Source organism: Bradyrhizobium macuxiense, assembly GCF_001542415.1.
Taxonomy (GTDB): domain Bacteria; phylum Pseudomonadota; class Alphaproteobacteria; order Rhizobiales; family Xanthobacteraceae; genus Bradyrhizobium; species Bradyrhizobium macuxiense.
On record NZ_LNCU01000035.1, the window covers coordinates 56,408 to 82,450 of the forward strand.

General features: G+C 65.7%; 21 protein-coding genes and 2 pseudogenes. 13 read left to right on the forward strand and 10 right to left on the reverse strand.

Annotated features, from left to right (window positions below):
* Positions 1–1,031, reverse strand: a pseudogene (locus AS156_RS09365) (cytochrome P450); the annotation flags it as partial.
* An 82-nt stretch (positions 1,032–1,113) separates the two neighbouring features.
* Between AS156_RS09365 and AS156_RS09370 the strand changes: the two are divergent.
* A complete protein-coding gene (locus AS156_RS09370) occupies positions 1,114–1,638 on the forward strand; it encodes a MarR family winged helix-turn-helix transcriptional regulator (protein ID WP_066503171.1) in 525 nt (174 codons plus the stop codon).
* Between the two features lie 450 nt (positions 1,639–2,088).
* Here AS156_RS09370 and AS156_RS09375 read toward each other — a convergent pair whose 3' ends face one another.
* The gene (locus tag AS156_RS09375) at positions 2,089–4,017 is read right to left on the reverse strand and encodes a feruloyl-CoA synthase (RefSeq protein ID WP_430641788.1); all 1,929 of its coding nucleotides are present in this window, start codon (positions 4,015–4,017) and stop codon (positions 2,089–2,091) included.
* A gap of 150 nt (positions 4,018–4,167) precedes the next feature.
* Between AS156_RS09375 and AS156_RS09380 the strand changes: the two genes are divergently transcribed.
* A complete protein-coding gene (locus AS156_RS09380) occupies positions 4,168–4,698 on the forward strand; it encodes a MarR family winged helix-turn-helix transcriptional regulator (RefSeq protein WP_082747401.1) in 531 nt (176 codons plus the stop codon).
* Positions 4,699–4,902: 204 nt separating this feature from the next.
* Positions 4,903–6,684: an allophanate hydrolase gene (atzF, locus tag AS156_RS09385; RefSeq protein ID WP_066503065.1), complete on the forward strand. Its 1,782-nt coding sequence runs from the start codon at positions 4,903–4,905 to the stop codon at positions 6,682–6,684.
* A gap of 188 nt (positions 6,685–6,872) precedes the next feature.
* On the opposite strand, the gene AS156_RS09390 is transcribed toward atzF, so the two are convergent.
* From AS156_RS09390 to ugpB, 6 genes and pseudogenes are all read right to left on the reverse strand, one after another.
* On the reverse strand, positions 6,873–7,619 hold the full coding sequence (locus AS156_RS09390) for a GntR family transcriptional regulator (RefSeq protein WP_066503067.1): 747 nt from the start codon (positions 7,617–7,619) through the stop codon (positions 6,873–6,875).
* A gap of 16 nt (positions 7,620–7,635) precedes the next feature.
* Positions 7,636–8,028, reverse strand: a complete 393-nt coding sequence (hpxZ, locus tag AS156_RS09395) for an oxalurate catabolism protein HpxZ (protein ID WP_066503068.1) — start codon at positions 8,026–8,028, stop codon at positions 7,636–7,638.
* A gap of 1 nt (position 8,029) precedes the next feature.
* Entirely contained in the window at positions 8,030–9,427 is a 1,398-nt protein-coding gene (locus tag AS156_RS09400) for an AtzE family amidohydrolase (RefSeq protein WP_245312656.1), read from the reverse strand.
* 7 nt (positions 9,428–9,434) lie between these two features.
* The gene (locus AS156_RS09405) at positions 9,435–9,626 is read right to left on the reverse strand and encodes a DUF4089 domain-containing protein (protein WP_066503070.1); all 192 of its coding nucleotides are present in this window, start codon (positions 9,624–9,626) and stop codon (positions 9,435–9,437) included.
* A gap of 238 nt (positions 9,627–9,864) precedes the next feature.
* Positions 9,865–10,817: pseudogene (locus AS156_RS45750) on the reverse strand (phosphotransferase).
* Between the two features lie 121 nt (positions 10,818–10,938).
* Complete coding sequence (gene ugpB / locus AS156_RS09415) at positions 10,939–12,240, reverse strand: sn-glycerol-3-phosphate ABC transporter substrate-binding protein UgpB (RefSeq protein ID WP_430641789.1); 1,302 nt, start codon at positions 12,238–12,240, stop codon at positions 10,939–10,941.
* 198 nt (positions 12,241–12,438) lie between these two features.
* Between ugpB and AS156_RS09420 the strand changes: the two genes are divergently transcribed.
* From AS156_RS09420 to AS156_RS09450, 7 genes are all read left to right on the forward strand, one after another.
* Positions 12,439–13,434 (forward strand): TRAP transporter substrate-binding protein, encoded by a 996-nt coding sequence (locus AS156_RS09420; protein ID WP_066503185.1) that lies wholly within the window; start codon positions 12,439–12,441, stop codon positions 13,432–13,434.
* 85 nt (positions 13,435–13,519) lie between these two features.
* Positions 13,520–15,523 carry a sensor histidine kinase gene (locus tag AS156_RS09425; protein ID WP_201456016.1) on the forward strand — a complete coding sequence of 668 codons (2,004 nt, stop codon included), beginning with the start codon at positions 13,520–13,522 and terminating at the stop codon, positions 15,521–15,523.
* A complete protein-coding gene (locus tag AS156_RS09430; protein ID WP_066503076.1) occupies positions 15,493–17,241 on the forward strand; it encodes an ATP-binding response regulator in 1,749 nt (582 codons plus the stop codon). Before AS156_RS09425 ends, AS156_RS09430 begins: the two co-directional genes overlap by 31 nt.
* The gene (locus tag AS156_RS09435) at positions 17,238–17,975 is read left to right on the forward strand and encodes a response regulator (protein WP_066503078.1); all 738 of its coding nucleotides are present in this window, start codon (positions 17,238–17,240) and stop codon (positions 17,973–17,975) included. Before AS156_RS09430 ends, AS156_RS09435 begins: the two co-directional genes overlap by 4 nt.
* Before the next feature lie 213 nt (positions 17,976–18,188).
* Positions 18,189–21,230: a DNA polymerase I gene (gene polA / locus AS156_RS09440; protein ID WP_066503080.1), complete on the forward strand. Its 3,042-nt coding sequence runs from the start codon at positions 18,189–18,191 to the stop codon at positions 21,228–21,230.
* A gap of 45 nt (positions 21,231–21,275) precedes the next feature.
* On the forward strand, positions 21,276–21,908 hold the full coding sequence (locus AS156_RS09445) for a LysE family translocator (protein ID WP_245312662.1): 633 nt from the start codon (positions 21,276–21,278) through the stop codon (positions 21,906–21,908).
* A gap of 79 nt (positions 21,909–21,987) precedes the next feature.
* On the forward strand, positions 21,988–22,623 hold the full coding sequence (locus tag AS156_RS09450; RefSeq protein ID WP_066503083.1) for a LysE family translocator: 636 nt from the start codon (positions 21,988–21,990) through the stop codon (positions 22,621–22,623).
* A 116-nt stretch (positions 22,624–22,739) separates the two neighbouring features.
* Here AS156_RS09450 and AS156_RS09455 read toward each other — a convergent pair whose 3' ends face one another.
* Positions 22,740–23,366 (reverse strand): glutathione S-transferase family protein, encoded by a 627-nt coding sequence (locus tag AS156_RS09455; RefSeq protein WP_066503084.1) that lies wholly within the window; start codon positions 23,364–23,366, stop codon positions 22,740–22,742.
* A gap of 189 nt (positions 23,367–23,555) precedes the next feature.
* Here AS156_RS09455 and pyrE point away from each other — a divergent pair, with 189 nt between their 5' ends.
* Together pyrE and AS156_RS09465 are read left to right on the forward strand one after the other, a co-directional pair.
* Positions 23,556–24,119, forward strand: coding sequence for an orotate phosphoribosyltransferase (gene pyrE, locus AS156_RS09460; RefSeq protein WP_066503086.1), 564 nt, complete (start codon positions 23,556–23,558; stop codon positions 24,117–24,119).
* 185 nt (positions 24,120–24,304) lie between these two features.
* On the forward strand, positions 24,305–25,096 hold the full coding sequence (locus tag AS156_RS09465) for a DUF2865 domain-containing protein (RefSeq protein WP_066503089.1): 792 nt from the start codon (positions 24,305–24,307) through the stop codon (positions 25,094–25,096).
* Here AS156_RS09465 and AS156_RS09470 read toward each other — a convergent pair.
* On the reverse strand, positions 25,093–25,524 hold the full coding sequence (locus AS156_RS09470) for a hypothetical protein (protein WP_066503091.1): 432 nt from the start codon (positions 25,522–25,524) through the stop codon (positions 25,093–25,095). The genes AS156_RS09465 and AS156_RS09470 overlap by 4 nt on opposite strands.
* Positions 25,525–25,706: 182 nt before the next feature.
* Here AS156_RS09470 and AS156_RS09475 point away from each other — a divergent pair, with 182 nt between their 5' ends.
* Positions 25,707–25,997, forward strand: coding sequence for a GIY-YIG nuclease family protein (locus AS156_RS09475; RefSeq protein ID WP_066503094.1), 291 nt, complete (start codon positions 25,707–25,709; stop codon positions 25,995–25,997).
* The last annotated feature ends 46 nt before the right edge of the window (positions 25,998–26,043 follow it).

Sequence of the window (26,043 nt, forward strand, 5' to 3'; positions counted from 1 at the left end):
GAGCCGTAACCGACATGGCCCGAGGTGCGACGCGTGATGTCGTACGTGTCGGGCTTGTCCCAGCGGCGCGGATCACGATTGGCCGCGGCGAGGAACATCAGCACCTTCTCGCCTTCCGGGATTCTGGCACCGCTGAGCTCGATGTCGCGGGTGGTGGTGCGGAAGAAGGTCTGGACCGGACTTTCAAACCGCACCGCTTCCTCGAAGGCGTTGCGCGCCAGCGTCGGATCGTCGCGCAGTTTTTGCAGCTGGTCGGGGAAGCGCGCCAGGCAATAGACGGCAGCGCCGATGCCGTTGACGGTCGTATCAAGACCGGCCGACAGCAGCGAGCGCACCAGGAGCGGTGCCTCGGTCGCGGTAATGGCGCCGTCGTCGACATGGGCATGGATGCAGGCGCCGATGCCGCCCGGGGTGAGATTGTCGCGCTGGCACTGCTCGGCGACATAGGCCTGATGCGGCGCCGAGCGCTCGATCGCCTCCTCGCGGAGCCGGTTCGGCGGGCCGAAGGCGTTGAACACCAGGCTCGCGTAGGGCAGCAGATGCTCGCGACCTTCGGGCTTCAGGCCAAGCGCATCCGGGAAGATCGACAGCGGATAGGCTTCCGCAAGGTCCGCGATCGCATCGAACCTGCGCTTCTCCAGCAGCGTATCGACACAGGCTTCCGCAGCGGCGGCAAATCGCCCGCGAAGCTGCTTCATCACGGTCGGCGACAGCACCGTGCTCAGCACCGCACGGGTCCGGGTATGGGCGGGCGGATCGGCCTCCAGGATCAAGCTCGGCGGACGCCACGGCTTCTCCCTGGCGAAGTCGCTCAGGCCCACGCCGCGGCTGGAGCAGAACGTCGCGGGGTCGTTCAGGACCGCATGGACCTCGGCATAGCGCGCCACGCCATAGACGTTCCATTTGTCGAGATAGACCACCGGCCCGGCCTCGCGCAGCCGCTCATGGGTCGGGAACGGGTCGGCGAAGAAGTCGAGCGCGAACGGGTCGAAGTCGAGATGCGGGACGGACGTACTGGCTGTGGCAGTCATCGGGACCTCCCAAGGTTTGATCTTGTCAATACAGGGCGCATGTCTATTGCTCCCGGACGGTTTCGCAGCGATGATTCGAGAGATGAGCAGTCAGCCCCTTCCCCGAAAGTCCCGCCGGCCGAAACCGGCCGATCCCGCAGAGGCCGCCAACGGCCCGCTGCTCGACCTCAGCCGCTATGTTCCGGCGCTCATCACCTTCATCGCCAACAAATTGTCGAACAGCGCGACGGCCTATTACCAGAAGAATTTCGGCGTCAACGTCACCGAGTGGCGCATCATATCGCAGCTTGCGATCGAGCCGGGCATTCCGGCCTCGCGGATCTGCCACGTCATCGGCTTCGACAAGGGGCCGGTCAGCCGCAATCTCGCGGCGATGCAAAAGCGCGGGCTGCTGACGATCCGCACCGCGCCGGACGACGGCCGCACCCATGCGATCACCCTGACCGCCCGCGGCCGCGCCGTCCACGACAAGGTCATCGTCGCGGCGCTGGAGCGCGAGCGCCGGCTGTTGTCCTGCCTGAAGAAGGACGAGCGCGAGGTGCTGATCGGCCTGCTGGGCCGGTTGCACGAGAACCTCGGCACCGTGACCGGGCAAAGCACGAACTGAGCGCACGGCCCTGCCGGACGCGCCATCCGGCGCAGCCGCGGCTTGCCCCAAGCCTTCGACGATCATCCGTGCTGTTTGCGCCGTGCTGCGCAAGATTTGTCCTCCCAGACATGCGGCGCCGTTGACCGGCCTGCCCTGTGGGAGCGAAACTCGCACAGCTTAGTTGCTGTGGCAACTAAAAAGCCGGACGTGTGCGGCGCGGCGGGAGGAAGCAGGCGGGAACTGTTTGGGGAGGGGTGGTGACCAAGATGCCGATGGATCGAACGGCATGACGATGGTCCAAGCAACATTATAGGCGGCGCACGATCCGCTAGCTTGTTGCACCTCTCCCGCCTGCGGGGTCGAGACGAGCGAAGCTCGCTCTTAGGTCGGATCGCATCACAAGATGCGATGCGGGTGCTCCCTCCTCAATATGACTCGTGGAAAGACCCCCACCCCGCCCAATGCGGCTCAACCTGCGCTCCAAGGTGCGGATGGGACGATCTCACCCGCTGCAATCGGCTCCGCCGACGCATCGTCCTCCAGCAGCGCGACCGCCGCCGCGCGGCGGGTCAGCACGGCGCGCTGGTTGGTGTAGCCCTTGTCGGTGATCTCGCCGCCGTCGACGGAGGCGGGCTCGGCCAGCAGCAGCGCCCGGCTGGCATGGCCCGAGGAATGGCCGCCTTGCGCCTTCAGTTTTGCGAGCCCCTGCGCGATCGCGCTGCGAACGCCGGCATGGCCGATCACGTCCCCGGCGCTGGCGCTCTCGGGCATCCCGGCCACCGCGCGGCAGGCGGCGATGTTCGGGAACACCAGGAAGCGGACCTCGTCGCGGCCATGGCCGGTCACCACGATGTCCTGCGCCAGCGGCGCCAGCGCGGTGATGCCGGCGACGCGCAGCGTGCCGACCGAGACCCAGGTGCCGGAATTGAGCTTGAAATCCTCCGCGACGCGGCCGTCGAAGAACAGGCCGAGCTCTGGCCTATCCGGATCGGCGAAGGTGACGGCGTCGCCGATCAGGTAGAACCCTTCCTCATCGAAGGCCTGCGCGGTGAGCTCTGGCGCCTTCCAGTAGCCCGGCGTGACGTTCGGGCCGCGCACCCGCACTTCCAGCTTGTCGCCCGACGGCACCAGCTTCAGCTCGGTGCCTGATATCGGCACGCCGATATTGCCGGAGCGTTTGGCCAGGAAGTGGCAATCGGTGGCGAGCGGCGAGGTTTCGGTCGAGCCCCAGGCCGAAACCATCGGCAAGCGCCGCCCGACGGTCTGCAGCGACAGCTCCTCCAGTGCATCCCAGAGATTCTGCGGCAGCGCCGCGCCCGCATAGAAGGCGAACTTGGTGCCCTCGAAGAACCTGCGGCGCAGCTCTTCGTCCGTCCGCAGCGCCGCGATCAGCATGTCGAAACCGCGCGGCACATTGAAATAGACCGTCGGCACCACACTGCGCAGATTGGCGAGCGAGGTTGCGAACAGGCCGGGCGCGGGCTTGCCGCCGTCGATATAGAGCGTGCCGCCGTTGCGCAGCACCAGGTTGAAATTGTGGTTGGCGCCGAAGGTGTGGCTCCAGGGCAGCCAGTCCAGGATCACGAGGTGATCCGGGATCACGAGGTGATCCGGGATGACTAGCTCGTCGCGGCTGTCTTCGAGGAACGTCCAGGTCTGCGCCTTGGCCTGCTGGCTCGAGGTCAGCATACGCTGGGTGTTGATCACAGCCTTCGGCGTGCCCGTCGAGCCTGAGGTGAACAGGAATTTCGCGATCGTATCCGGCGTCACCGCGGCGAAGGCCTTCGCGACCTCTGGCGCTTCCGGCGTCGCCGCGATGCTGCGGAACGGCAGCGCGTCGGCATCGTCGGGATTGCCGCTGACGATGGTCGCCCGGTGCAGCGGCGCGATCGCAGCCAGTGCCGCCGCGAACGGCTTGGTGCCCGCGACATAGACCGCGCCGGGATCGAGCAGCGTGATCATGCTCTTCAGCTTGTCGAAATCCCGTGACATCAGCGAATAGGCCGGCGAGATCGCAGCCGATGGCACACCGACATGCTGCGCCCCAAGCGCGAACAGCGCGTGATCGATGCTGTTGTCGGAGAGGATGACGAGCGGCCGTTCGGCGCTGAGCCCTTGCGCCAGCACCCAGGATGCCGCCGCGCGCACGGTCTTGAGCGCATCGCGATAGGTGACGGTGGTCCATGGCGCATCGGCATGAGCGCGCTCGCCGAGGAAGATGCGATCCGGCGCCTGCCGCGCCCAATGCTCCAGCCAGTCGCCGATGCAACGGGCAAAGTCCTTCAGCGGCACGGTGGAGCGGACCAGGATGCTGCCGTCCGCGCGCCGGTCGGCAACGATCGCGGGTGTCGCGAACAGGCTGCTCGGATTCTCTCCGCTGGCGGCGGCCATCGTCATGGTTTCCTCCTCAGCCGTCTGTGCCGAGATCGCGCGGCAGCAACATGCAGCGGATCCCGGCCGGGCTCTTTGCCCATAATGTTGCGGACACCAATTGTTGTCGTCAACATCAATCTTTCCCTCGCGGCGGCGGCGCGCTAGCATCTGATCATGGCGAGGAAGCAACAGGCCCTGCGCAAGGCGACACGATCGGAAACGACAATCCGCCGCTCCACGCTGCGGACAGCGAACGGCGGCGCCGATATCGCCACCCCGGAGCGCGAGATCGGCCTCGACGCGCTGGCCGGTCACGCCGGCTACGCCGTACGTCGTTTCCAGCTCTGGATCTTCCAGGACTTCATCAAGACGCTCGCCGAGGCCGACATCCGCCCGACGCAGTATTCGGTGATGACCGTGATCGGTGCCAATCCGGGCTTGAGCCAGATGGCAGTGGCGAAGCGGCTCGGGATCGAACGCGCCCGGCTGGTACATCTGCTCGACAGCCTCGAGCGGCGCAATTTCGTCAGCCGCAGCGCCTCCGCCACCGACCGCCGCTCCCATGCGCTGCACCTGACCGCGCGCGGCAAGGCGGCGCTGGCGCAGTTCAAGCGGCTCGCCGCCGAGCACGAGCGGCACGTCGCCGAGAAGATCGGCAAGGAGAACCGCGAACGGCTGCTGCAGATCCTCGCCCGCTTCACCTGACCGCCCAAGAATTAGGCATATACATCGGACGGCCAGCTTAGTGTCGGCTCGGAGTGATCATTCAACCAGCTGATATTATACAATAATCTGCTGAGGCGCGAGCGCCGGCGGATTGTACACAATGGCACACGGCTTGCTTCGATCACGCGGCAATTCCCTCGCGGAGGCACGGATGCCTCACCGCTCAACAGACGGGGCCACCACGTGACTGAAACTGTCGCTGCGATCGTCGCCGCGCACCGCGCCGGCACCATGACGCCGGCGCAAACCGTGGCGCGCAGCTACCAGCGTATCCGCGACCACAACGATCCCGCGATCTTCATCAGCCTGCGCGACGAGACCGATGCGCTCGCGGAGGCCGGGCGGCTGACGGACCCGACGCTGCCGCTGTATGGCGTGCCGGTCGCGGTGAAGGACAATATCGACGTTAAGGGCCTGCCGACCACCGCTGCCTGCCCCGCTTTCTCTTATATGCCGGCCCAGGACTCCACGGTGGTGGCAAGGCTGCGCGCGGCCGGCGCCATCATCATCGGCAAGACCAATCTCGATCAGTTCGCCACCGGCCTGGTCGGCGTGCGTTCGCCCTACGGCGTTCCCAGGAATCCGGTGCGCGACGATCTCGTGCCGGGCGGATCGAGCTCGGGCTCGGCGGTCGCGGTGTCCGCCGGCCTGGTGCCGCTCGCACTCGGCACCGACACCGCGGGCAGCGGCCGCGTGCCGGCAATGCTCAACAACATCGTCGGCCTGAAGCCGAGTCTCGGGCTGATCTCGACCGCCGGTGTGGTGCCGGCCTGCCGGACGCTCGACTGCGTCTCGGTGTTCTCGCTCACGGTCGACGACGCGATGACGGCGCTTGCGGTGATGGCCGGGCCCGACAGCGCCGACCCGTTCTCGCGCGACCGGCCGCTCGGCACCGTCGCGGCATTCCCGGCCAAGGTGAAGCTCGGCATTCCCCGCAGCGGACAACTGATCTTCTTCGGCGATCGGGAGTTTGAGAAAGCCTACGGCGAGGCGCTGAAGCGCTGGCAGGCGCTTGGCGTCAATCTCGTCGAATTCGACCTCGAGCCGTTCTACGAGACCGCGCGGCTCTTGTATGAGGGACCGTGGGTCGCCGAGCGCTACCTCGTGATCCGCGACCTCTTGGCATCGGCGCCCGAGGCGATCCATCCGGTGACACGCGAAATCACCGCGGCCGGATCGCGGCTCACCGCCGCCGACACCTTCGCCGCGCTCTATCGCCTGCAGGCGCTGCGCCGGACCGCCGAGCGCGCCTTCGCGCAACTCGAAGCGATCGTGCTGCCGACGGCCCCAACGGTCTATTCCACCGCGCAGGTGCTGGCCAATCCGGTCGAGCTCAACTCGCGGCTCGGCACCTACACCAATTTCGTCAACCTGCTCGATCTCTGCGGCCTCGCCATCCCCGCGGCGATGCGGCCCGACGGCGCGCCGTTCGGCATCACGCTGCTGGCGCCCGCCGGCCGTGATGCGGAGCTTGCCGGCATCGGCCGTGTCTTCCATGCCGACACCGGGCTTCCGGTCGGTGCCAAGGCACTGCCGCAGCCGCCGCTTGCCGCTGCGCCGACGGACGTCGATCGCGACGAGATCGCCATCGCGGTGGTCGGCGCGCACCTTTCCGGCATGGCGCTGAATGGCGAACTCACCGCGCTCGATGCACGCTTGCTCGAAGAGGCCGCCACCGCGCCCGACTACAAGCTTTTTGCGCTCGACACCGTGCCATCAAAACCCGGCATGCTGCGCATCGACGCTGGCACGGGCGCATCGATCAAGCTCGAACTCTGGGCGATGTCACCCAAAGCGTTCGGCACATTCGTCGCCGCGATCCCGCCGCCGCTGTCGATCGGCACCATCAGGCTCGCCGATGGACGCGAGGCCAAAGGCTTCATCGTCGAGCCTGCCGCGATCAACGGCGCCAAGGATATTTCGGCCTATGGCGGCTGGCGGGCCTTCGTGGCGGGACGGACATAGCGGCGACGGGACCATGCTCCCTCGCCCCGCGCTTGCGGGGTCGAGACGAGCGAAGCTCGGTCTTAGAGGGCGGGGGTGAGGGGCCTCTCTCCGCGAGCAATGTGCTTGGCTAGACCTGTACCCCCTCAGCCGGATCACATCTTCGATGCGATCCGACCTCTCCCCGCAAGCGGGGCGAGGTAAGAGGGCTACACTGACACTGCATAGATCTCATACTCGCCGCGCACTTGCTCGATATGGGCGCGCATCGCAGCCGCTGCGCCCGCCTTGTCGCCGCGCATGATGGCGACCACGACGCGGTCGTGCTCGGCGTGGGACTTGGCGAGACGGCCGAGGTTGCGGAACTGGGCGCGGCGGAACGGCTGCACGCGCACCCGCGTGGCCAACGTCATCTCGGCGATATAGGCATTCTGCGATCCCGCATAGATCGCGTTGTGGAAGCGCTCGTTGACCTCATGGAAGCGCTCCGGATTGCCGCTATAGCTCAGCCCGCGCAGCTCCTCGTGGACCGCCTCCAAAGCGTGGCGTTCTGCCGGCGTCATGCGCTCGGCGGCAAGCCCGGCGCACATCGCTTCGAGCTCCGCCATCGCCTCGAACATGCCGCTGAGCCTGTCAAGCGATGGCCGCGCCACCACCGCGCCGCGATGCGCGCGAGCATCGACCAGGCCGCTGGCCGCGAGCTGCCGTAGCGCCTCCCGCACCGGCGTGCGCGAGACCTTGAAGCGGCGCGCGATCTCGGTCTCGTCGAGTGCAGCCCCCGGCGCCAGCGTGCCGCGCACGATCTCGTCGGCGAGCTGCAGCCGGAGCTCCTCGGCGCGGGTGATCTTGTCCAGCAGCGACGACGGACGATCGACGCGGCGCACGAGCCCTTGGACGGACCCTTGGGGCTCGGCGCCCGGTTGCGGGGTGCGCGTTGGAAGATCGTCCAGGCTCATGCCTCAAGCGCCCCGTTCAAGCGACCTTGGGTTCATCGATGATGCTGACATGGGCCGCGACGATTCTCCATCCCTCCGAGCAGCGAATCCAGGTCTGCATCTGGCGGCCCACCTTGCCCGGCACGCTTTCCCGGTAGAACAGCGTCGAGGCGATCGCGGTGTCGCGGCCATAGGTCGTGATCACGGTGCGATCGATCTTGCGCATCAACCCGACCGGCGAGCGCGCGGCGCGGAATGCCATGATCTCGTCATAGCCGTAGAGATTCTCGCCGATGCCGTAACGCAGCGTGCGCTTGTCGTCGCGGAACAGCTCATCGAGCACCGCGACGTCGTTCGACACCAGCGCCGTCTCGTAGCGCGCGAACTGCGCGGCGACTTCGGCGACGACGTCGGGAAGATCGATATCCATACTAGATTCCCCTTGGTGCAGGTGCCGTCGCAACGCCCATCCGTTCGAGCGCGTATCCGACCCGCAACGCGACGTCCTCGCGCCACGGCGCGGCGATGAGCTGAACGCCGATCGGCATCGGTTCCAGCGGCACCGGCACGGCGACAACGGGAAGACCGATGAAGGAGATCGGCTGGGTGTGGATGCCGATATTGGCGCGCACCGGAAGCTCGACGCCATCGAGCACGAAATTGACCTGCCCGAGCTTCGGCGCGGTGCAGGGCGTGGCGGGCGCGAGGATCACGTCAACCGAGTTGAACAGCTCCAGCACCTTGGCGCGATACCAGCGGCGGAACTTCTGCGCCTTGTCGACATAGACGGCCGGCACCATCGCGCCGGCGATGAAGCGATCGCGCACCGCGGGATCGAAATCATTGGGACGCTTGCGCAGGCGATCGAGATGCAGCGAGGCGCCCTCGGTGGTGGTGATGATGTAGGCCGCGGCGCGGGCCCGCGCGGCTTCCGGCAATTCCACCGTCTGGGTGGCGCCGAGCGCCTTTGCGACGCGCGCCACGGCCTCCTTCGCTTCGGGGAAGACGTGCTGCTGGAAATAGTCGCCGGCGATCGCGATGCGCAGTCCGCCGATATCAGCCCTCAGCGAGGGCAGCGTCGGCTCGACCGGCCGCGCGGCGCAGGCGGGGTCATCGGCGTCCGGGCCTTGCATCGCGTCGTAGGCCAGCGCGAGGTCCGTCACGTTGCGCGCGAGCGGGCCGAGATGATCGAGACTTCCGACGAACGGATAGGAGCGCGCGCGCGACAGCCGGCCATAGGTCGGCTTGAGGCCGAAGATGCCGCAGAACGACGCCGGCACGCGGATCGAGCCGTTGGTGTCGGAGCCGAGAGCGATCGGCACGAGCGCGCCGCCGACGGCGCTGCCGGAGCCGCCCGACGAGCCGCCGGTCATCCGCGTCGGATCGTGCGGATTGCGCGAGGGGCCATCATGCACGTTCTCGCCGGTGAAGTCGTAGGCGTATTCGCCCATGTTGAGCGCGCCGACCAGCACCGCGCCGGCGCCCTCCATTCGCTCGATCAGCGTGGCGTCGCGCGGCGACGGCGGCAGGTCGCGATTGATCTTGGAACCGGCGCGGGTCGAGAGGCCCTGCACATCGAACAGGTTCTTGACCGCGAAGGGCACGCCGGCGAGTGGGCCAACCGGTTGGCCGGCGGCAATCGCGGCGTCAATCGCAGCAGCCTTGGCCCGTGCGCGCTCGACGGTGACGTCGGTAAAAGCGTTGAGGATCCCGTCGTGGGCTGCAATGCGCGCGAGCGCGGCCTCTGTCGCCGCAACGGCAGTCAGCTTGCGGCTTGCGACCGCCTGCGCGATCTCGGCGGCGGACATCTGAGCGGAATTGTCGGACATTGCGATCTCAGGCCGAATAGATGGCGGCCGATACAGCGTCGTCCGGCAGCGGGAATTCGTCGACCAGCCGCGCCAGCCGCAGCGACACATCGAGATTGGCGCGCACCGCAGGACGCCAGCCGTCTTCCAGCGGCAACGCCATCGCCCGGGCCGCGGCGTCGATATAGTCGTCGAGATGATCGGGATTCGTTGCTGTCATGCTTCTTCTTCCGTCCTCATCCACGCAGTACGTCTTCGGGCAGATCACACCCGGCACGCGCACCGCCTCCGGAACAGGCGCAGCAAGGCTTGTGCCAGCTCGCCGGGCACCTCCCTAACCATATGAGATATGGAAGGAAAACCCGCAGGCTCCCAGATCCGGACCTCACCGGGCGCTACCTCCTGCATACAAGACACTGCGTCTGCCCAGAGAATAGTCATATTTTGCGGGCACGCCATCAGTCGGGCCAGACCAACTCCTGCAACTGCACGAGGCCGTCGACCTTGTCCGGCCAGCCCTCGATGCAGATGTGCCTGAGCGGATCGGACGCGCGGTGCAGCAGCATCAGCGCCATCAGCCGCCGCTTCAGCGCAAAGGTCACGTCCTGGCGCGCGATGCCGAAGCCGTCGAACAGGCTGCGCACCCGGCGCGGATGGCCGGCGGCCATGAAGGCACTCGGGCCGAGCAGGTCGTATTCGCCCCAGCCGGTCAGCACGTCGCCGAAGTCGAACAGCCCGGCGACATGCCAGCCGTCACCGCTCCGCGCCATCAGGAAGTTCTCCGGGATGTACTCGCCGACCAGGATCACCGGCGGCGTATTCATCGGGATCAGCTCGGGGGCATCGCGCAGGAGATCGTCGAGCCCGGCGAGAAACTTCTGCGGCAGTCCCAGCCGTTCGTGGCGGGCGCGGCACTGCGCGATCGCCCACGCATGAACACTTCCCAGCTTGGCTCGGTCCCTGAGAGCGCACCTGGCGGCACGCGCTGCATCGCCGCGATCACGGCGCCGATCTCGGCGAGCACCCGCTCCTTCTGCGCCTCCGGCAATGACGGCCACACCTCCGAGCCGACGACCCCCGCGAGACGAGTGATGACGAGATAGGGCCAGCCGTCGCGCTCGCCTTCCGCGATGATCTCCGGAATCGGAATGCCGAGCCGTCCCTGCAACTGCGCCAGCGTGGCGCGCTCGGAGACGAATTGCGCGCGCAGGAACGGCGGGAAGAGTTTCAGAATCAGTCCGTCGCCGAATCCTACGACCAGATTCGTGCCGGTCGAGAACACATGCGGCGCGTCACACCGCAGCCCATGACCGTCGGCGATATCGCGCGCGACCGGCAGCCAGCGCGAGCTGTCGCTGCGCCAGGCGCGATAGGTGTCGTAGTCGGTGATGGAAGGAAGAGAAGCAGTCATGTACCGCCGTCATTGCGAGCCAACGGGTCGCGCGAATGCGCGCCCGATGACAGGCTCCGCGAAGCAATCCATTGCGGCACCTGTACAGCGAATGGATTGCTTCGAGATTTATCGCCGCCCCTCACCGGTCCGGGCTCGCGCGCTCGAACTGGCGCAGCAGGCGGTTGCCGCGCTCGACGGCGTTGTCCATCGCAGCCTGCGCGGTTCGCTTGCCGGAGAAGACCTGCTCGAGCTCCTCCTCGATCACGTCGCGGATCAGGACGAACGAGCCGAGCCGGATGCCCTTCGAATTGTCGGTCGGCCGCTTCAGCGTCACCTGCTCGATCGAAATCGAGGTGCCGGGATTGCGGTCGTAGAAGCCCTGCGCACGGCTGAGATCGAACGCGGCACGGGTGACCGGCAGGTAACCTGTGTTCTGGTGCCAGGCGGCCTGCACCTCGGGCCGCGACAGATAGGCGAAGAACTTCGCGACACCGGCATATTCGGCCGCTGGTCGTTCGCGCAGCACCCACAGCGTGGCGCCGCCGATGATCGAGTTCTGCGGCGCGCCCTGGATGTCGGGATCATACGGCATCATGCCGTAGCCGACCTCGAACTTGGAATTGGCCTTGATGTCGGCACGCGTGCCCGACGAACCGATGAAGATGCCGCACTCGCCCTTCTGGAAGCGCGGCTCGGCCGCCTGCCCGCGGCCGCTATAGTCGAAGATCTTCGTCGTCTGCCAGTCCGCGAGCCTCGCGATATGACGCACCACGATCGGGTTGTTGAAGATCAGCTGTGCGTCCAGCCCGCCGAAACCATTGGCCTTGGTTGCGATCGGCAGATTGTGGAAGGCGGAGTAGTTCTCGATGTTGATCCAGGACGGCCACGACGTCGTGACCCCGCACATCATGCCCGCCGCGCGCAGCCGCTTCGCCGCGACGCCGACATCGGCCCACGTCTTCGGCGGTACATGCGGATCGAGCCCGGCGGAGCGGAACATATCCTTGTTGTAGTAGAGGATCGGCGTCGAGGCATTGAACGGGAACGACAGCAGATTGCCGTCGACATCGGCGTAATAGCCGGCCACCGCGGGCAGATAGGCCGATGGCGTGAACGCCTCCGACTGATCGCGCATCAATTCGAACACCGGATAGATCGCGCCGCGCGCCGCCATCATGGTCGCGGTGGCGATCTCGTTGACCTGAACGATCGCGGGCTGGGTGCGCGAGCGGAATGCGAAGATCGCGGCGGTGACGGTCTCGGTGTAGTTGCCCTTGTAGACCGGCACGATCCGGTAATCGGATTGCAAGGCGTTGAAATCTGCGGCGAGCTTCTCGACCTGCTTGCCGAGTTCGCCCGACATCGCATGCCACCACATGACGTCGGTCGCGGCTTGCGCGGGCGATACAAGCAGCAGGGCCGCCGCTGCGGCGAGCTGCAGGACTTTCCAACCGAATTTCACGATGCGCTATTCCCGGTTGCAATGCGCCGTCTTAAGCCGCAGCGTCAGGAGTTTCAATCTATACCGCTAGTTGCAATGCGGAATTAACGATTGGCCAATGGGCGATCCTGCGGCCTTCTGCTAAAAATGTGTTGAACCTTTTCTTCCCGCCCTGGACACAATTCACAAGGGGAATTGTTGCCTGTGTACCGCCGCGCCGGCCTTTCGCGGACCATGACGCTCGTCTTCGCGCTGTGCTTAACGGCGGCTTCGGCGAGCGCGTTTGCGCGCGAATTTCGCGTGGCCGATACCCAGAATGAGGATTATCCGACCGTTCAGGCATTGAACTACATGGGCCACCTGATCACCGAACGCACCGGCGGCCGGCATCGGATCACGGTCTTCCCTTCGCGCCAACTCGGCGAGGAAAAGGAGACGCTGGAGCAGACCCGGGCCGGCGCCATCGATCTCAACCGGACCAACATCGCGCTGATCGGGACCATGGTGCCCAGCGTGAACGTGCTGGCGATGCCGTTCCTGTTTCGATCGCCCGAGCACCTGCAGCGCGTGCTGGAAGGGCCGATCGGCAGCGAGATCCTGAACGGCCTGGAAGCCTATGGCTTCGTCGGGCTCGCGTACTACGATTCCGGCGCCCGCTCGATCTATAACCGCGTTCGCCCGGTGCGTTCGCTCGATGACTTGAAGGGCCTGCGCTTGCGCGTGCAGCAATCGAGGCAGATGTCCGACATGATCCGCGCGCTCGGCGCCGAGCCGGTCGAGCTGCCCTACGGCCAGGTCTTGACCGGCTTCACCACCGGGCTGATCGACGGTGCGGAGAACAACTGGCCGTCCTTCGTCACCACCGGTCACTATAAATATGCCGGCTACTACACGCCGACGCAGCACACGGTGAGCCCCGACGTGCTGGTGATGTCGCTGACGGCCTGGGACAACCTTTCTCCGGACGACCGGATAATCTTCCGTGAAGCCGCACAGCGCTCCAGCCTCTATATGCGCGAGAAATGGAAGGCGCTCGATGAGCGCTCGCGCAAGCGGGCGGAGGAAGCCGGCGTCAAGATCGTGACCGATTTCGACCGTAAGCCGTTCGAGGCCGCGATGGCCGGCATCTATGCCAAGGCCGAGCGCGACCCCGCGACGGCCGCACTGATCGAACGTATCCGCAAGGTGGAGTGACCGAAACTTGGCAGCGACGCAACAGGACGGGAATGCAAGGCGGTGGCCAGGTTTCGGGCCGCAGGGCCGTTTCCGCATCGTCCAGTTGCTGCGGTCGGTTCCGATCCGTTGGCGCATCCTCTCGATCGCGTTGCTCAATTCCGCCGTCGTGATCGTGCTCGCGGTGCTGATCTGGAACGGCTCCAAGGTGCTCGGCTCGGCCTGGCAGGACGTCCGCCAGGTGCGCGAATCCGACAGGATCCTCGCCAATCTCGAGAGCGAGACCAGTCGCCTCCAAAACCTGATCCATCGCTACATCAATCAGCCCAGTCCGGATCTGTTCGCGGAGATCCTGCTCTTGCGCGAGGCCGTGCTCGGCACGCTGACGACGCGCGCCTCGACCGACCCGATGCTGTCGGGCTCGGTGGAGCAGCTCGAACGCGTCACCAGCCGCTTCCTCGACGGCTTCGGCGAATTGCGCGCCGTGCAGTCGAAGATCTCCAAGACCTACAACGAGCAGGTGCTGGCGCCGACCAGGGACATGGCCGGGCTGTATTCGATCATCGAAGGCGCGACCGGCCATCGCGACGCGCTGATCTGGCCCTCGCTCGGCAAGTCGCGCGAGGCATTCACATCGCTGCTGGTCGCTGCCAACACCTACTATCTGTCGCTCGCGCCGGAATCGGCCGAGGAAGCCCGCCGCAACACCGACACGATCGAGAAGACGATCCCGATCATGACCGATCTTGCCGAGAACGACCTGCAGCGCATGGCGCTGGCACGACTCAAGGTCAAGACCGCGGAACTGCGCGACGGGCTCACCAAGCTGAGCGAGCAGCTTGCCAGCCGCACCGACCTGTTGCGCAACACCATCGACGCCAGCCAGGCCGACGCGATCGGCGCGATCGACGATCTTTCGACCAAGATGCGCCAGCGCGAACAGAAGGCGCAGGAAACTTTCGACCGGACCCTCACTTCGATCTCGCGCCGGGTGCTATCGATCGCCGTGATCTTCCTCGGCATCATCATGTCCGCCGGCGTGCTGATCGCGCTGTCGATCCGGCTGCCGCTGGCGCAGATCATGGCCTCGATGCGCGCCATCACATCGGGCGATCTCGACCGCCCGGTGCAGGGCACGTCGGCCAGGGACGAAGTGGGCGCGATGGCGCGCGCGGTCGAGGTGTTCCGCGAGAATGCGATCGCCAAGAACAAGACCGAGGACGAGCTGCGCTCCGCCAAGGAAAAGGCCGAGTCGGCGCTGCTCGAGCTCAACACCGCGCAGCAGAACCTGATCGACGCCGAGCGTCTCGCCGCGCTCGGCGGCCTCGTTGCCGGCGTCGCGCACGAGGTCAACAATCCGATCGGCATCAGCCTGACGGTCGCCTCGAGCTTCGCCCGGCGCACCGAGACGTTCGAAAGCGAGCTGAAGTCCGGACCGCTGCGCCGCTCGAAGCTCGACGAATTCGTTCGCAGCTCACGTGATGCATCGCAGCAGCTCGTCGCCAATCTGCAGCGCGCCGGCGAGCTGATCCAGTCCTTCAAGCAGGTCGCCGTCGACCGCTCGCACGCCGAGCGGCGGCAGTTCGGCTTGAGCGAATCGACCGACCAGATCGTCGCGAGCCTGCGGCCGGTGCTGAAGAAGGCCGCCATCACGCTGGTGGTCGACGTGCCCGAGGGCCTGCTGATCGACGGCTACCCCGGCGCCTATGGGCAAATCTTAACCAATCTTTTCCTCAACGCCGTCAATCATGCCTTCGCGGGCGGACGCTCCGGCATCATCACGATCTCGGCGCGGGCACGCGGCGCCGACGATATCGAGATCATCTTCGCCGATGACGGGGCCGGCATGACACCGGAAGTGCAGCGGCAGGCGTTCGATCCGTTCTTCACGACGCGCCGCAACGAGGGCGGTACGGGCCTTGGCCTGCACATCGTCTACAACCTGGTCACCCAGCAGCTCGGCGGACGCATGATGCTGGAGTCAAGGGTAGGACAAGGGACCACTTTTCGCATTATCATGCCCAGGATCGCCAAGGGCGAGCCCACGATCACTGACGCAGCAGCCGACGGAACCAGTCAATGGCCGAACAGGACGATGTCCTCCACCTGATCGACGATACCGAGAGTCCCCCGGAGGATTCGCCGGCGCGCAAATGGAAGGTCGCCGTCATTGACGACGATCACGCGGTCCACGAGGGCACCCGTTTCGCGCTGAGCGACTACAATCTGAACGGCGCGACGCTGGAAATCCTCTCGGCCTATTCCGCGGCCGAAGGTCGCACGCTGATGCGGGACAACCCCGACATCGCGGCCGTCCTGCTCGACGTCATCATGGAGACCGACGTCGCCGGCCTCGAGCTCGTCGAATACATCCGCAACGAGATCAGGAACGAGACCGTGCGCATCATCTTGCGCACCGGCCAGCCCGGACAGGCGCCGGAACGCCGCGTCATCGTCCAGTACGACATCAACGACTACAAGGCGAAGACCGAGCTCACCGCCGACAAGCTGTTCACCTCGCTGACCGCAGCGCTGCGCAGCTACCAGCAGCTCGAGCGCATGGTGCAGACGCGGCGCGGGCTCGAGATCATCATCGACGCCGCCTCGACACTCTACGACTTCAAGTCGATGCAGCGGCTGGCCGAGGGCGTGCTGACCCAGCTCGCCTCGCTGCTCAATGTCGATTGCGCCGGCATCCTGGTGCTGCGCGACGACGGCAATGCGGCGACGGCCGATTTCTCGGTGCTGGCCTGCTCCGGCTGCTACAGCCGTTTCATCGGCACCACCTCGTCGCGGGCGCTCGATCCGGATCTGCGGCACATGGTGGAAGCCGCCTTCCAGCGCCGCAAGAACGAATTCGCCGATCATCGCAGCGTGCTCTATTCGCGCACCGGCAGCGGCCGCGAGGTCGTCGTGCTGCTGCAGGCGGAACGCCAGCTCTCCGATACTGACCGCGCGCTGGTCGAGATCTTCTCGAGCCGGCTGTCGATCGCATTCGACAACGTGATCCTCTACCAGCAACTGCACGAGGCCAACTCGCAGCTCGAGGACCGCGTCGCACAGCGGACGCGCGCGCTGACGCAGGCCAACCGGCGGCTGTCGGCGCAGTGGCTGCGGCTGCAGCGCGCCAACGGCTTCAAGAACGAGATCCTCGGCACCGTTGCCCACGATTTGAAGAATCCGCTCGGCGTGATCCTCGGCCGCACCGAGATGCTGACCGAGCTGATCGGCGCCGGCTCGCCCAAGGAAAACGTCACCGCGCAGGTCGAGCACATCAGGGACGCCACCAAACGGCTGACCTCGATGGTCGATCATTTGATCTCGGACGCGATGGCCGACGCTTTCGACATCACCATCCGCCGCGAGCCGGTCGACGTCGCGGCCCTCGTCAACGAGGTGACCGAGGCGAACCTGCCCTCGGCCGTCAACAAGCAGCAGAGCATTGCGGTCTCGGGGCCGCAGCAATTCGTCACCATGTGCGACGCCGACCGGATCCGCGAGGCGATCGACAACCTCGTCAGCAACGCCATCAAATATTCGCCGATCGGCGGCAAGATCACGGTCGCGGTCAGCCATGAGGGCGACAACACCGTGATCCGCGTCGCCGACCAGGGCCCCGGCCTCAGCCCGGAGGACCTCGGGCGGCTGTTCGGCCGGTTCCAGCGGCTGTCGGCCAAGCCGACCGCGGGCGAGAGTTCGACCGGCCTCGGGCTTTCCATAGTCAAGCGCATCATCGACATGCATGGCGGCCATGTGACCGCGCAGAGCCCGGGCCCCGGACAAGGATCGACCTTTACGGTTACATTGCCGGCGACAGAGACATCATGAGCCAGACACCACATATCTTTATTGTCGACGACGAGGCACCGGCCCGCGAAATGGTCGGCGATTACCTCAAGATGCACGGCTTTGGCGTGACGCTGTGCGATGGCGGCAAGAGCCTGCGCAAGGAGATCGAGAACTGCACGCCCGATCTCGTGGTGCTGGACCTCAACATGCCCGAGGAAGACGGGCTGTCGATCATCCGCGACCTCAAGAGCCGCATGAACGTCCCCGTCATCATGCTGACAGCCACTGCCAGCCCGATCGACCGGGTGGTGGGGCTCGAGATCGGCGCCGACGACTATGTCGCAAAGCCCTGCGAATTGCGTGAATTGATGGCGCGCATCCGCTCGGTGCTGCGGCGAAGCGGAGCTGCGAAGCCGGCGGCACCGGAACCGGCAAGCGCGAAGGCTGAAAAGGAGCAGCTGGTGCGGTTCGGCACCAAATGGCTCGACCTCGAGGCCCAGGCACTGCGCGACGACGAGGGCAATGAGCACCCGCTGACGGCGTCCGAGTTCGGCCTGCTGAAGGTGTTCGCGGCCAACCCCAAGCGCGTGCTGTCGCGCGAGCGACTGCTGGAACTGGCCAACGCGCGCGACGCCGAAGCCTTCGACCGCGCCGTCGACCTGCGTATCATGCGCATCCGGCGCAAGATCGAATTCGACCCGACCAAGCCGTCCGTGATCCGCACCATCCGGGGCGGCGGCTATCTGTTCTCGCCGACCGGCGACAAGGCGTGACGTCGTCCGCAATTTGATCGTCGTCCCGGCGAAAGCCGGGACCCATACGCCGCGGCGGTCGCAAGAGGCAAGCGGCATGACGACCTTCTGACAACCCCCTCCTGTGGTTATGGGTCCCGGCTTTCGCCGGGACGACGATTTTGGTTGTGTGGCAAGAGCGGATTCTATGACGGCGAGGCTGTCATTTCGCGCAAAAATCCCTAAATTTCGGCCATGCCGAAAACAGCCTCGAAGACCCCCGCCAAGCCCGCATCGAAGACCGCCGCAAAGCCCGTTGCCGCCATGGCCACGGCGAAGGGCGACCACGTCTTCCTGGTCGACGGCTCGTCCTACATCTTCCGCGCTTATCACGCGCTGCCGCCGCTGAACCGCAAGTCCGACGGGCTGCAGGTCAATGCCGTGCTCGGCTTCTGCAACATGCTGTGGAAGCTGTTGCGCGACATGCCGGAGGACAACCGGCCGACCCATCTGGCGATCGTGTTCGACAAGTCGGAGATCACCTTCCGCAACAAGCTCTATCCCGACTACAAGGCGCACCGGCCGCCGGCCCCCGACGACCTGATCCCGCAATTCGCGCTGATCCGCGAGGCGGTGCGCGCCTTCGACCTGCCCTGCCTCGAGCAGATCGGATTCGAGGCCGACGATTTGATCGCGACCTATGCTCGGCAGGCCAGCGAGCGCGGCGCGACCACGACCATCGTGTCGTCCGACAAGGACCTGATGCAGCTCGTGAACGACAAGATCACGATGTACGACACGATGAAGGACCGCCGCATCGGCCGTGAAGAGGTGATCGAGAAATTCGGCGTGCCGCCTGAGAAGGTGGTCGAGGTGCAGGCGCTGGCGGGCGATTCCACCGACAACGTGCCCGGCGTGCCCGGCATCGGCGTCAAGACCGCGGCTCAGCTCATCATCGAATATGGCGACCTCGACCAGCTGCTGTTCCGCGCTACCGAGATCAAACAGCCGAAGCGGCGAGAGGCGCTGCTGGAGAACGCCGAGAAAGCGAGGATTTCGCGCCAGCTCGTGCTGCTCGACGACAAGGTCGAGCTCGACGTGCCGCTCGACGACCTCACGGTGCACGAACCCGACGCCCGCAAGCTGATCGCCTTCCTCAAGGCGATGGAGTTCTCCACCCTCACTCGCCGCGTCGCCGACTATTCGCAGATCGATCCCGCCGATGTCGAGCCCGATCCCGGCAACAAGAGCGGCGCGAGCGTGTTCTCGCCGCTGCCGCCTTCCGACGTGAAGCCAGAGCCCGGATCGGGACACGCCGCCGCGCCCTCGACGACGAAGGAGCGCACTAAGCCGACCGGCGCCCGGGACGACAAGGCCTCCAGCCTCAAGGGCACGCCGGCCGCGCTCGCAGAAACCCTCGGCGAGGCGATCCGCAAGATCGCGTTCGATCGCAAGGCCTACCAGGCGATCGGCACGCTCGACCAGTTGCAGACCTTCGTCGCGCGCGTGCATGACGTTGGCCATTTCGCGATCGAAGCGATGTCCGATTCGATCGACCCGATGCAGGCCGAGCTCTCCGGGCTGGCACTGGCGCTGGCGCCCAACGAGGCCTGCTATGTGCCGCTTGGCCACAAGCAGCCCGGCGGCGGCGCGGGCCTGTTCGACGCCGGTCTCGCGCCGGGCCAGCTCAAGGCCGCGGAGGCGCTGGACGCACTGAAACCCCTGCTGGAATCGGCCGGCATCCAGAAGGTCGGCTTCAACGTCAAGTTCACCGCGGTGCTGCTCGCGCAACACGGCATCATCTTGCGCAACATCGACGATGCGCAGCTGATGTCCTACACGCTCGACGCCGGACGCGGCTCGCACGCGCCCGAGTCGCTGGCCGAGCGCTGGTTTGGCCATGCCGTGGTCAACTATGGCGGCCTGGTCGGCAGCGGCAAGGGCAAGCTGACCTTCGATCAGATCGCGATCGACAAAGCCGCGGAGTATTCGGCCGAAAGCGCCGACGTGACCCTGCGCCTGTGGCAGGTGCTGAAACCCCGCCTGATCGCCGAGCGGATGCTGAGCGTCTACGAGACGCTGGAGCGGCCGCTGGTGTCCGTGCTGGCGCGGATGGAGCGGCGCGGCATCTCGATCGACCGCCAGGTGCTGTCGCGGCTGTCAGGGGATTTCGCCCAGACCGCCGCGCGCGTCGAGGCCGAGATTCAGGAGATCGCGGGCGAGCCGGTCAATGTCGGCAGCCCCAAGCAGATCGGCGATATCATCTTCGGCAAGATGGGATTGCCCGGCGGCAGCAAAACCAAGACCGGCGCATGGTCGACCACCGCGCAGGTGCTCGACGAACTCGCCGAGCAGGGCCACGAATTCCCGAAGAAGATCCTGGAATGGCGGCAGGTCTCGAAGCTGAAATCGACCTACACCGACGCGCTGCCGAACTACGTCAACCCGCAGACCCACCGCGTGCACACCACCTACGCGCTGGCCGCGACGACGACAGGACGGCTGTCGTCGAACGAGCCGAACTTGCAGAACATCCCGGTTCGCACCGAGGACGGCCGCAAGATCCGCCGCGCCTTTATCGCCACGCCCGGCCACAAGCTGGTGTCGGCGGACTATTCGCAGATCGAATTGCGGCTGCTCGCCGAAATCGCCGACGTTCCGGTGCTGCGTCAGGCATTCCGCGACGGCCTCGACATTCACGCGATGACCGCGTCCGAAATGTTCGGTGTGCCGATCAAGGACATGCCGAGCGAAGTGCGCCGCCGTGCCAAGGCGATCAATTTCGGCATCATCTACGGCATCTCGGCCTTCGGGCTCGCCAACCAGCTCGGCATCGCCCGCGAGGAAGCCTCCGCCTACATCAAGAAATACTTCGAGCGCTTCCCGGGCATCCGTGCCTACATGGACGAGACCAAGGATTCCTGTCGCAGGAACGGCTACGTCACCACACTGTTTGGCCGAAAAATGTACTACCCCGACATCAAGGCCTCCAACGCGTCGGTGCGCGCCTTTAATGAGCGCGCCTCGATCAACGCCCGCCTGCAGGGCACTGCGGCCGACATCATCCGCCGCGCCATGATCCGGATGGAGGACGCGCTTGCGGAGAAGAAACTGTCGGCGCAGATGCTGCTGCAGGTGCACGACGAACTGATCTTCGAGGTGCCCGACGACGAGGTCGCGGCGACGCTGCCGGTGGTGCAGAAAGTGATGCAGGACGCGCCTTTCCCGGCGGTGATTCTCTCGCTGCCGCTGCAGGTCGACGCGCGCGCGGCGACCAACTGGGACGAGGCGCATTGAAGCGCGGCGCGCGCTTCAATCGGGCGCTTGGTCAGGGTGGCGCCCTTGGCTGACATTCATCCGCTTCTCGCCTTTGCATTGACCTCATTCGTCATTGAGATCACGCCCGGCCCCAACATGACCTACCTCGCCGCGTTGTCGCTCTCGAGCGGCACGCGCGCGGGGTTCGCCGCAGTCGGCGGCATCGCACTCGGTCTGATGACCTACGGCGTGATCGCAGCGCTCGGCCTGGCTGCAGTGATCGAGAGCTCGCCGCTGCTCTATGGCCTGCTGCGCTGGGGCGGCGTGCTTTATCTTCTGTGGCTCGCTTGGGAGGCCTGGTCGGGCCAGACAGACGGCGCTTCCGACAGAGGCAGCGACAGCGAGCGGCCATGGCCCGCCTTCCGGCGTGGCCTGATCACCAACCTGCTCAATCCCAAGGCCGCGGTCTTCTATCTCACCATACTGCCCGAGTTCGTCCGCCCGGACGCCGGCTCCGTCGTATCGCAGACGCTGGTGCTGAGCCTGCTCTATGTCGCGATCGCGACGCTGATTCATGCGGTGATCGTGACGCTCGCCGGTGCGTTGCAATCAACCATCGACGTCGCCAACAACCGCAGGCCCATTCGTGCAGCGTTTGCACTCGCGCTGGTCGGCATAGCGGTCTGGTTTGCGGTCACGACCGGCCAACCGAGATAATTGCTCCGAGAGCAATTCCAGCATGGCTTCGCCGCAGAGCACACGCTAGAAGTGCGTACATCCCCTCGCGAGACCCGTCATGCCCCACACATCCGCTTTGCTCGGCTTTGCACTCGTGAGCCTTGGCATGGTGCTGACGCCGGGGCCGAACATGATCTACCTGATTTCGCGTTCGATCACGCAGGGACCCGCGGCCGGCATCATCTCGCTCGGCGGCGTGGCGCTCGGCTTCGTGTTCTACCTGCTGTGCGCGGCGTTCGGCATCACCGCGCTGCTGTTCGCGATCCCCTACGCCTATGACGCGCTGCGCTTTGCCGGCGCGGCCTATCTGCTCTGGCTCGCATGGCAGGCGCTGAAGCCCGGCGGCCGCTCGCCGTTCCAGGTCAAGACGTTGAAGGTCGACGGCCCGCGCAAGCTGTTTGCGATGGGCCTCGTCACCAACCTGCTCAACCCGAAGATCGCGATGCTGTATCTCGCGCTGCTGCCGCAGTTCATCGACCCCGCCGGCGGCAGCGTGCTGACGCAGTCGCTCGCGCTCGGCTCGATCCAGATCGTGATCAGCGTCAGCGTGAATGCGATGATCGCGCTCGCCGCCGGTTCGATCGCAGTATTCCTCGGCACCCGCCCGACCTGGCTGCTGGTACAGCGCTGGCTGATGGGCACGGTGCTGACGGGATTGGCGGTGAAGATGGCGCTCGAGGCGCGAAGGGCGTGACCCCAACTTGTCATGCGCGGGCTTGACCCGCGCATCCATCGTCTGCGCAAGCAGACACTGAAGGGGTTTTGCAAAGCAGGATGGATTGCCGGGTCAAGCCCCGCAATGACACCCCCTCAATCCAGCTTCGCCTCCATGCCTCGCTTGGTCGCGGGGCGGGCCATCAGGGCGTCGTACCAGCGCTTGACGTTGGGGAAGTCGGCCAGGTCCACCTTGTGGCGCGGATGGCGCCAGGCCCAGCCGAGGATCGCGAAATCGGCAATCGAGAGGTCGCCGGCAACGAATTCGCGGCCGGCAAGCCGGCGATCCAGCACGTCATAGAGCCGCCGCGTCTCGGCCATGTAGCGCTTCAGGCCGTAGGCGCGGTCCTGCTCGTTCTCCAGCGCGATGAAATGGTGCACCTGGCCCGGCATCGGGCCGAAACCGCCCATCTGCCACATCAGCCATTCATAGACCGGAATGCGCTCCGCGAGCGGCTTCGGCAGGAATTTGCCGGTCTTCTCGCCGAGATAGAGCAGGATCGCGCCTGATTCGAAGATGCTGACGCGCTTGCCGCCGGGGCCGTCGGGATCGACAATGGCCGGGATCTTGTTGTTCGGGCTGATTTCGAGGAAGGCAGGCGCCATCTGCTCGCCCTTGGTGATGTTCACCGGGACGACCTTGTAGGGCAGGCCCATCTCCTCCAGCGCCACGGAGATCTTGCGGCCGTTCGGCGTGTTCCAGGTGTGCAGCTCGATGGTCATTTCCGCTTCCCTCGCAAATGCTCGGCGCTTGCTTTAGGGGGAACCGGAGAACGGGACAACCCGTGCCGTTCGCAGGCGCGCCCATCGAAATCGCGGCACAGGCACTGTTGACGGCCTCATTTCCGCGCTGGAATGTGCGGGGAAGCGCCGATAGATTGCCGCCGCCTCGAACCCCCAAGGGAAAAAGCCTTGTCCAAATCAGCCTCCCGCGCCCGCCTCGCCGAGATCATCCGCAAGCGTTCGTTCGGTCGTGGCGAAATCACCTTGGCGTCGGGCCGCAAGAGCGACTTCTATTTCAACCTGAAACCGACGATGCTTGATCCCGAGGGCGCAGCGCTGCTCGCCGAGCTCACCTATGAATCACTGAAGGACGACAGGCTCGATTTCGTCGGCGGCCTGGAGATGGGCGCGGTGCCGCTCGCGGGCGCCATCGCGCAGCTGTCCTGGCTGAAGGGCCACCCGATCGCGGCCTTCTTCGTACGCAAGAAGCCGAAGGAGCACGGCGCGCGGCTGTCGGTGGAAGGGCTCGCCAAGGGCGAGACGCTCGTGGGCAAGCGTATCGTGATCGTCGAGGACGTCACCACGACCGGCGGTTCGGCGCTGAAGGCGGCGGAAGCCGTGCGCGAGGCCGGCGGCGAGATCGCGCTGGTCTTCACCATGGTCGACCGCGAGGAAGGCGCGACCGAGACCTTTGCAGAGGCCGGGCTGCCGTTTCGCGCGCTGTACACGGCCGGCGAGTTCCTGAAGGACTGAGCTCCACCGGGCTTGGCCCGGCCATAACGAATGGAACCAGCCGCTTGCTCGTCCTCCGTAGATTCACCGCAATCAATTGCTCGTTTACCATCCGACACTAGGGTGAATCGTGCCGGGGCAGCGATCGCCGCGGCACCTTCTGTCGGGTGGAGCGAGCGTTGCGTACAGGATGGACCAATCGACGCATGCAGCGTCGCCTGATGCTTCTCGCCGTCACGCTGGCGGGCGTCGGCATTTGCGTGCCCGCCCCGGTATCGGCCGAGGGCCTGCTCGACTTCTTCTTCGGCGGCGCGCAAAAGCAGCCGTCGCGTCAGGCCTCGCCGCAAGGCAACTTCTTCGATCCATTCGGCCTCAACCAGCAGGCTGAACGGCCGCCCGCGCCTGTGTCGGCACCGCGCGTCGCCGGATCGGGGCCGGCGTTCTGCGTGCGCAGCTGCGACGGCAAGTATTTTCCGCTGACCATGCGCGGCAACGCCACGCCGGCGCAGCTCTGCCAGGCCTTCTGCCCGGCAACCGCGACCAAGGTCTTCTACGGCGGCAATATCGACAGCGCCTCGTCGAACACGGGCGAGCGCTACGCCGACAGCGAGAACGCCTACGCCTATCGCAAGGCGCTGCGCGCCGACTGCACCTGCAACGGCCGCGATCCGGCCGGTCTCGCGCCTGTTGACCTCACCCTCGACGCCTCGTTGCGTGCCGGCGACGTGGTCGCTACCACCGACGGCCTCGTCGCCTATACCGGCATCCGCGTCGGCAACGACCAGGCGCTCGACTTCACGCCGGTCGCCTCCTATCCGGGCCTGACGGCTGCGGTCCGCACTCGGCTCGGCGAGATGAAGGTGGCGCCAGCCAGCGCAGATGCTGCCAGCGACGCGCCGCATCCGGAAACCGGCCGTGATGGCGCGCCCGCAGCGCCGGCCGCGGTGACGCCGAAAACCACGGCACCAAAGCCCGCCAAGCGGGCCGATGTGAACTAACGCCCGACGATGACGCCGATCACGTTCGGCGCGGCCAGATATTTGTCCTCGATCGCCGCGCGCGCGGCGGCGCGGTTCTCCGGATTGAGGATCCCGCGCTTCTCGGCGAGGATCATCCAGCAATAGCCCCACCAGTCCGTCAGCATCCCCTGATCGTCGACGAGATCGTAGCCCTGCTCGGCGGCGAAGATGCGCGCATGGGCCTCGTCGAGCGAATCAAGCCAAGCGTGATCCTCGAGCGAGAACAGATCGTCGCTGAAATCGTCCGTGGTGTAGCCCCAGATCGACATGCAGACCGCATTGAACTCGCGGTCGAGCTGGTCGTCGTCGACCCATTGGCGCCGCGAGGCCAGATGCAGCCGCGACAGCGAGCGCGCGAAATCGGCGATGCGGGTGAGAGCGAACTGATCAAAGGCGATAGTGGACATGTAGCCCCCGCGGAGACTGAGAGACCATAGATGTTGTGTCGGCGCCTGCACCGAATCACAATGATATATCAAAGACTTGCTAAAGTGTTCTTAATTCGTTCTTGTTCATCAAACGTCGCCCCGGCGAAGGCCGGGGCCCATAACCACCGCTTATCGGACATCTACGCGATCGGCGCTCCGAGATGAATGCTCCAGCCTACTACGTTTACATACTCGCAAGCCGCCGCCACGGAACGCTTTACATCGGCGTCACCAACGATCTTCGAAATCGGCTAACGCTGCATCGTTCCGGACGCGGCTCGCGGTTCGTCAAGAAGTACGGCGTCACGCGACTGGTTTACGTAGAAATCTACGCTTTACCACAGGAGGCGATTGCACGGGAAAAGGCGCTGAAGGAATGGCGACGCGATTGGAAGATTCGTCTGATCGAGCAGGACAATCCAGAGTGGAGCGATCTATCTCATCTTCTCTGACGCCTGTGGTTATGGGCCCCGGCCCGCGCCGGGGCGACGAATTGCA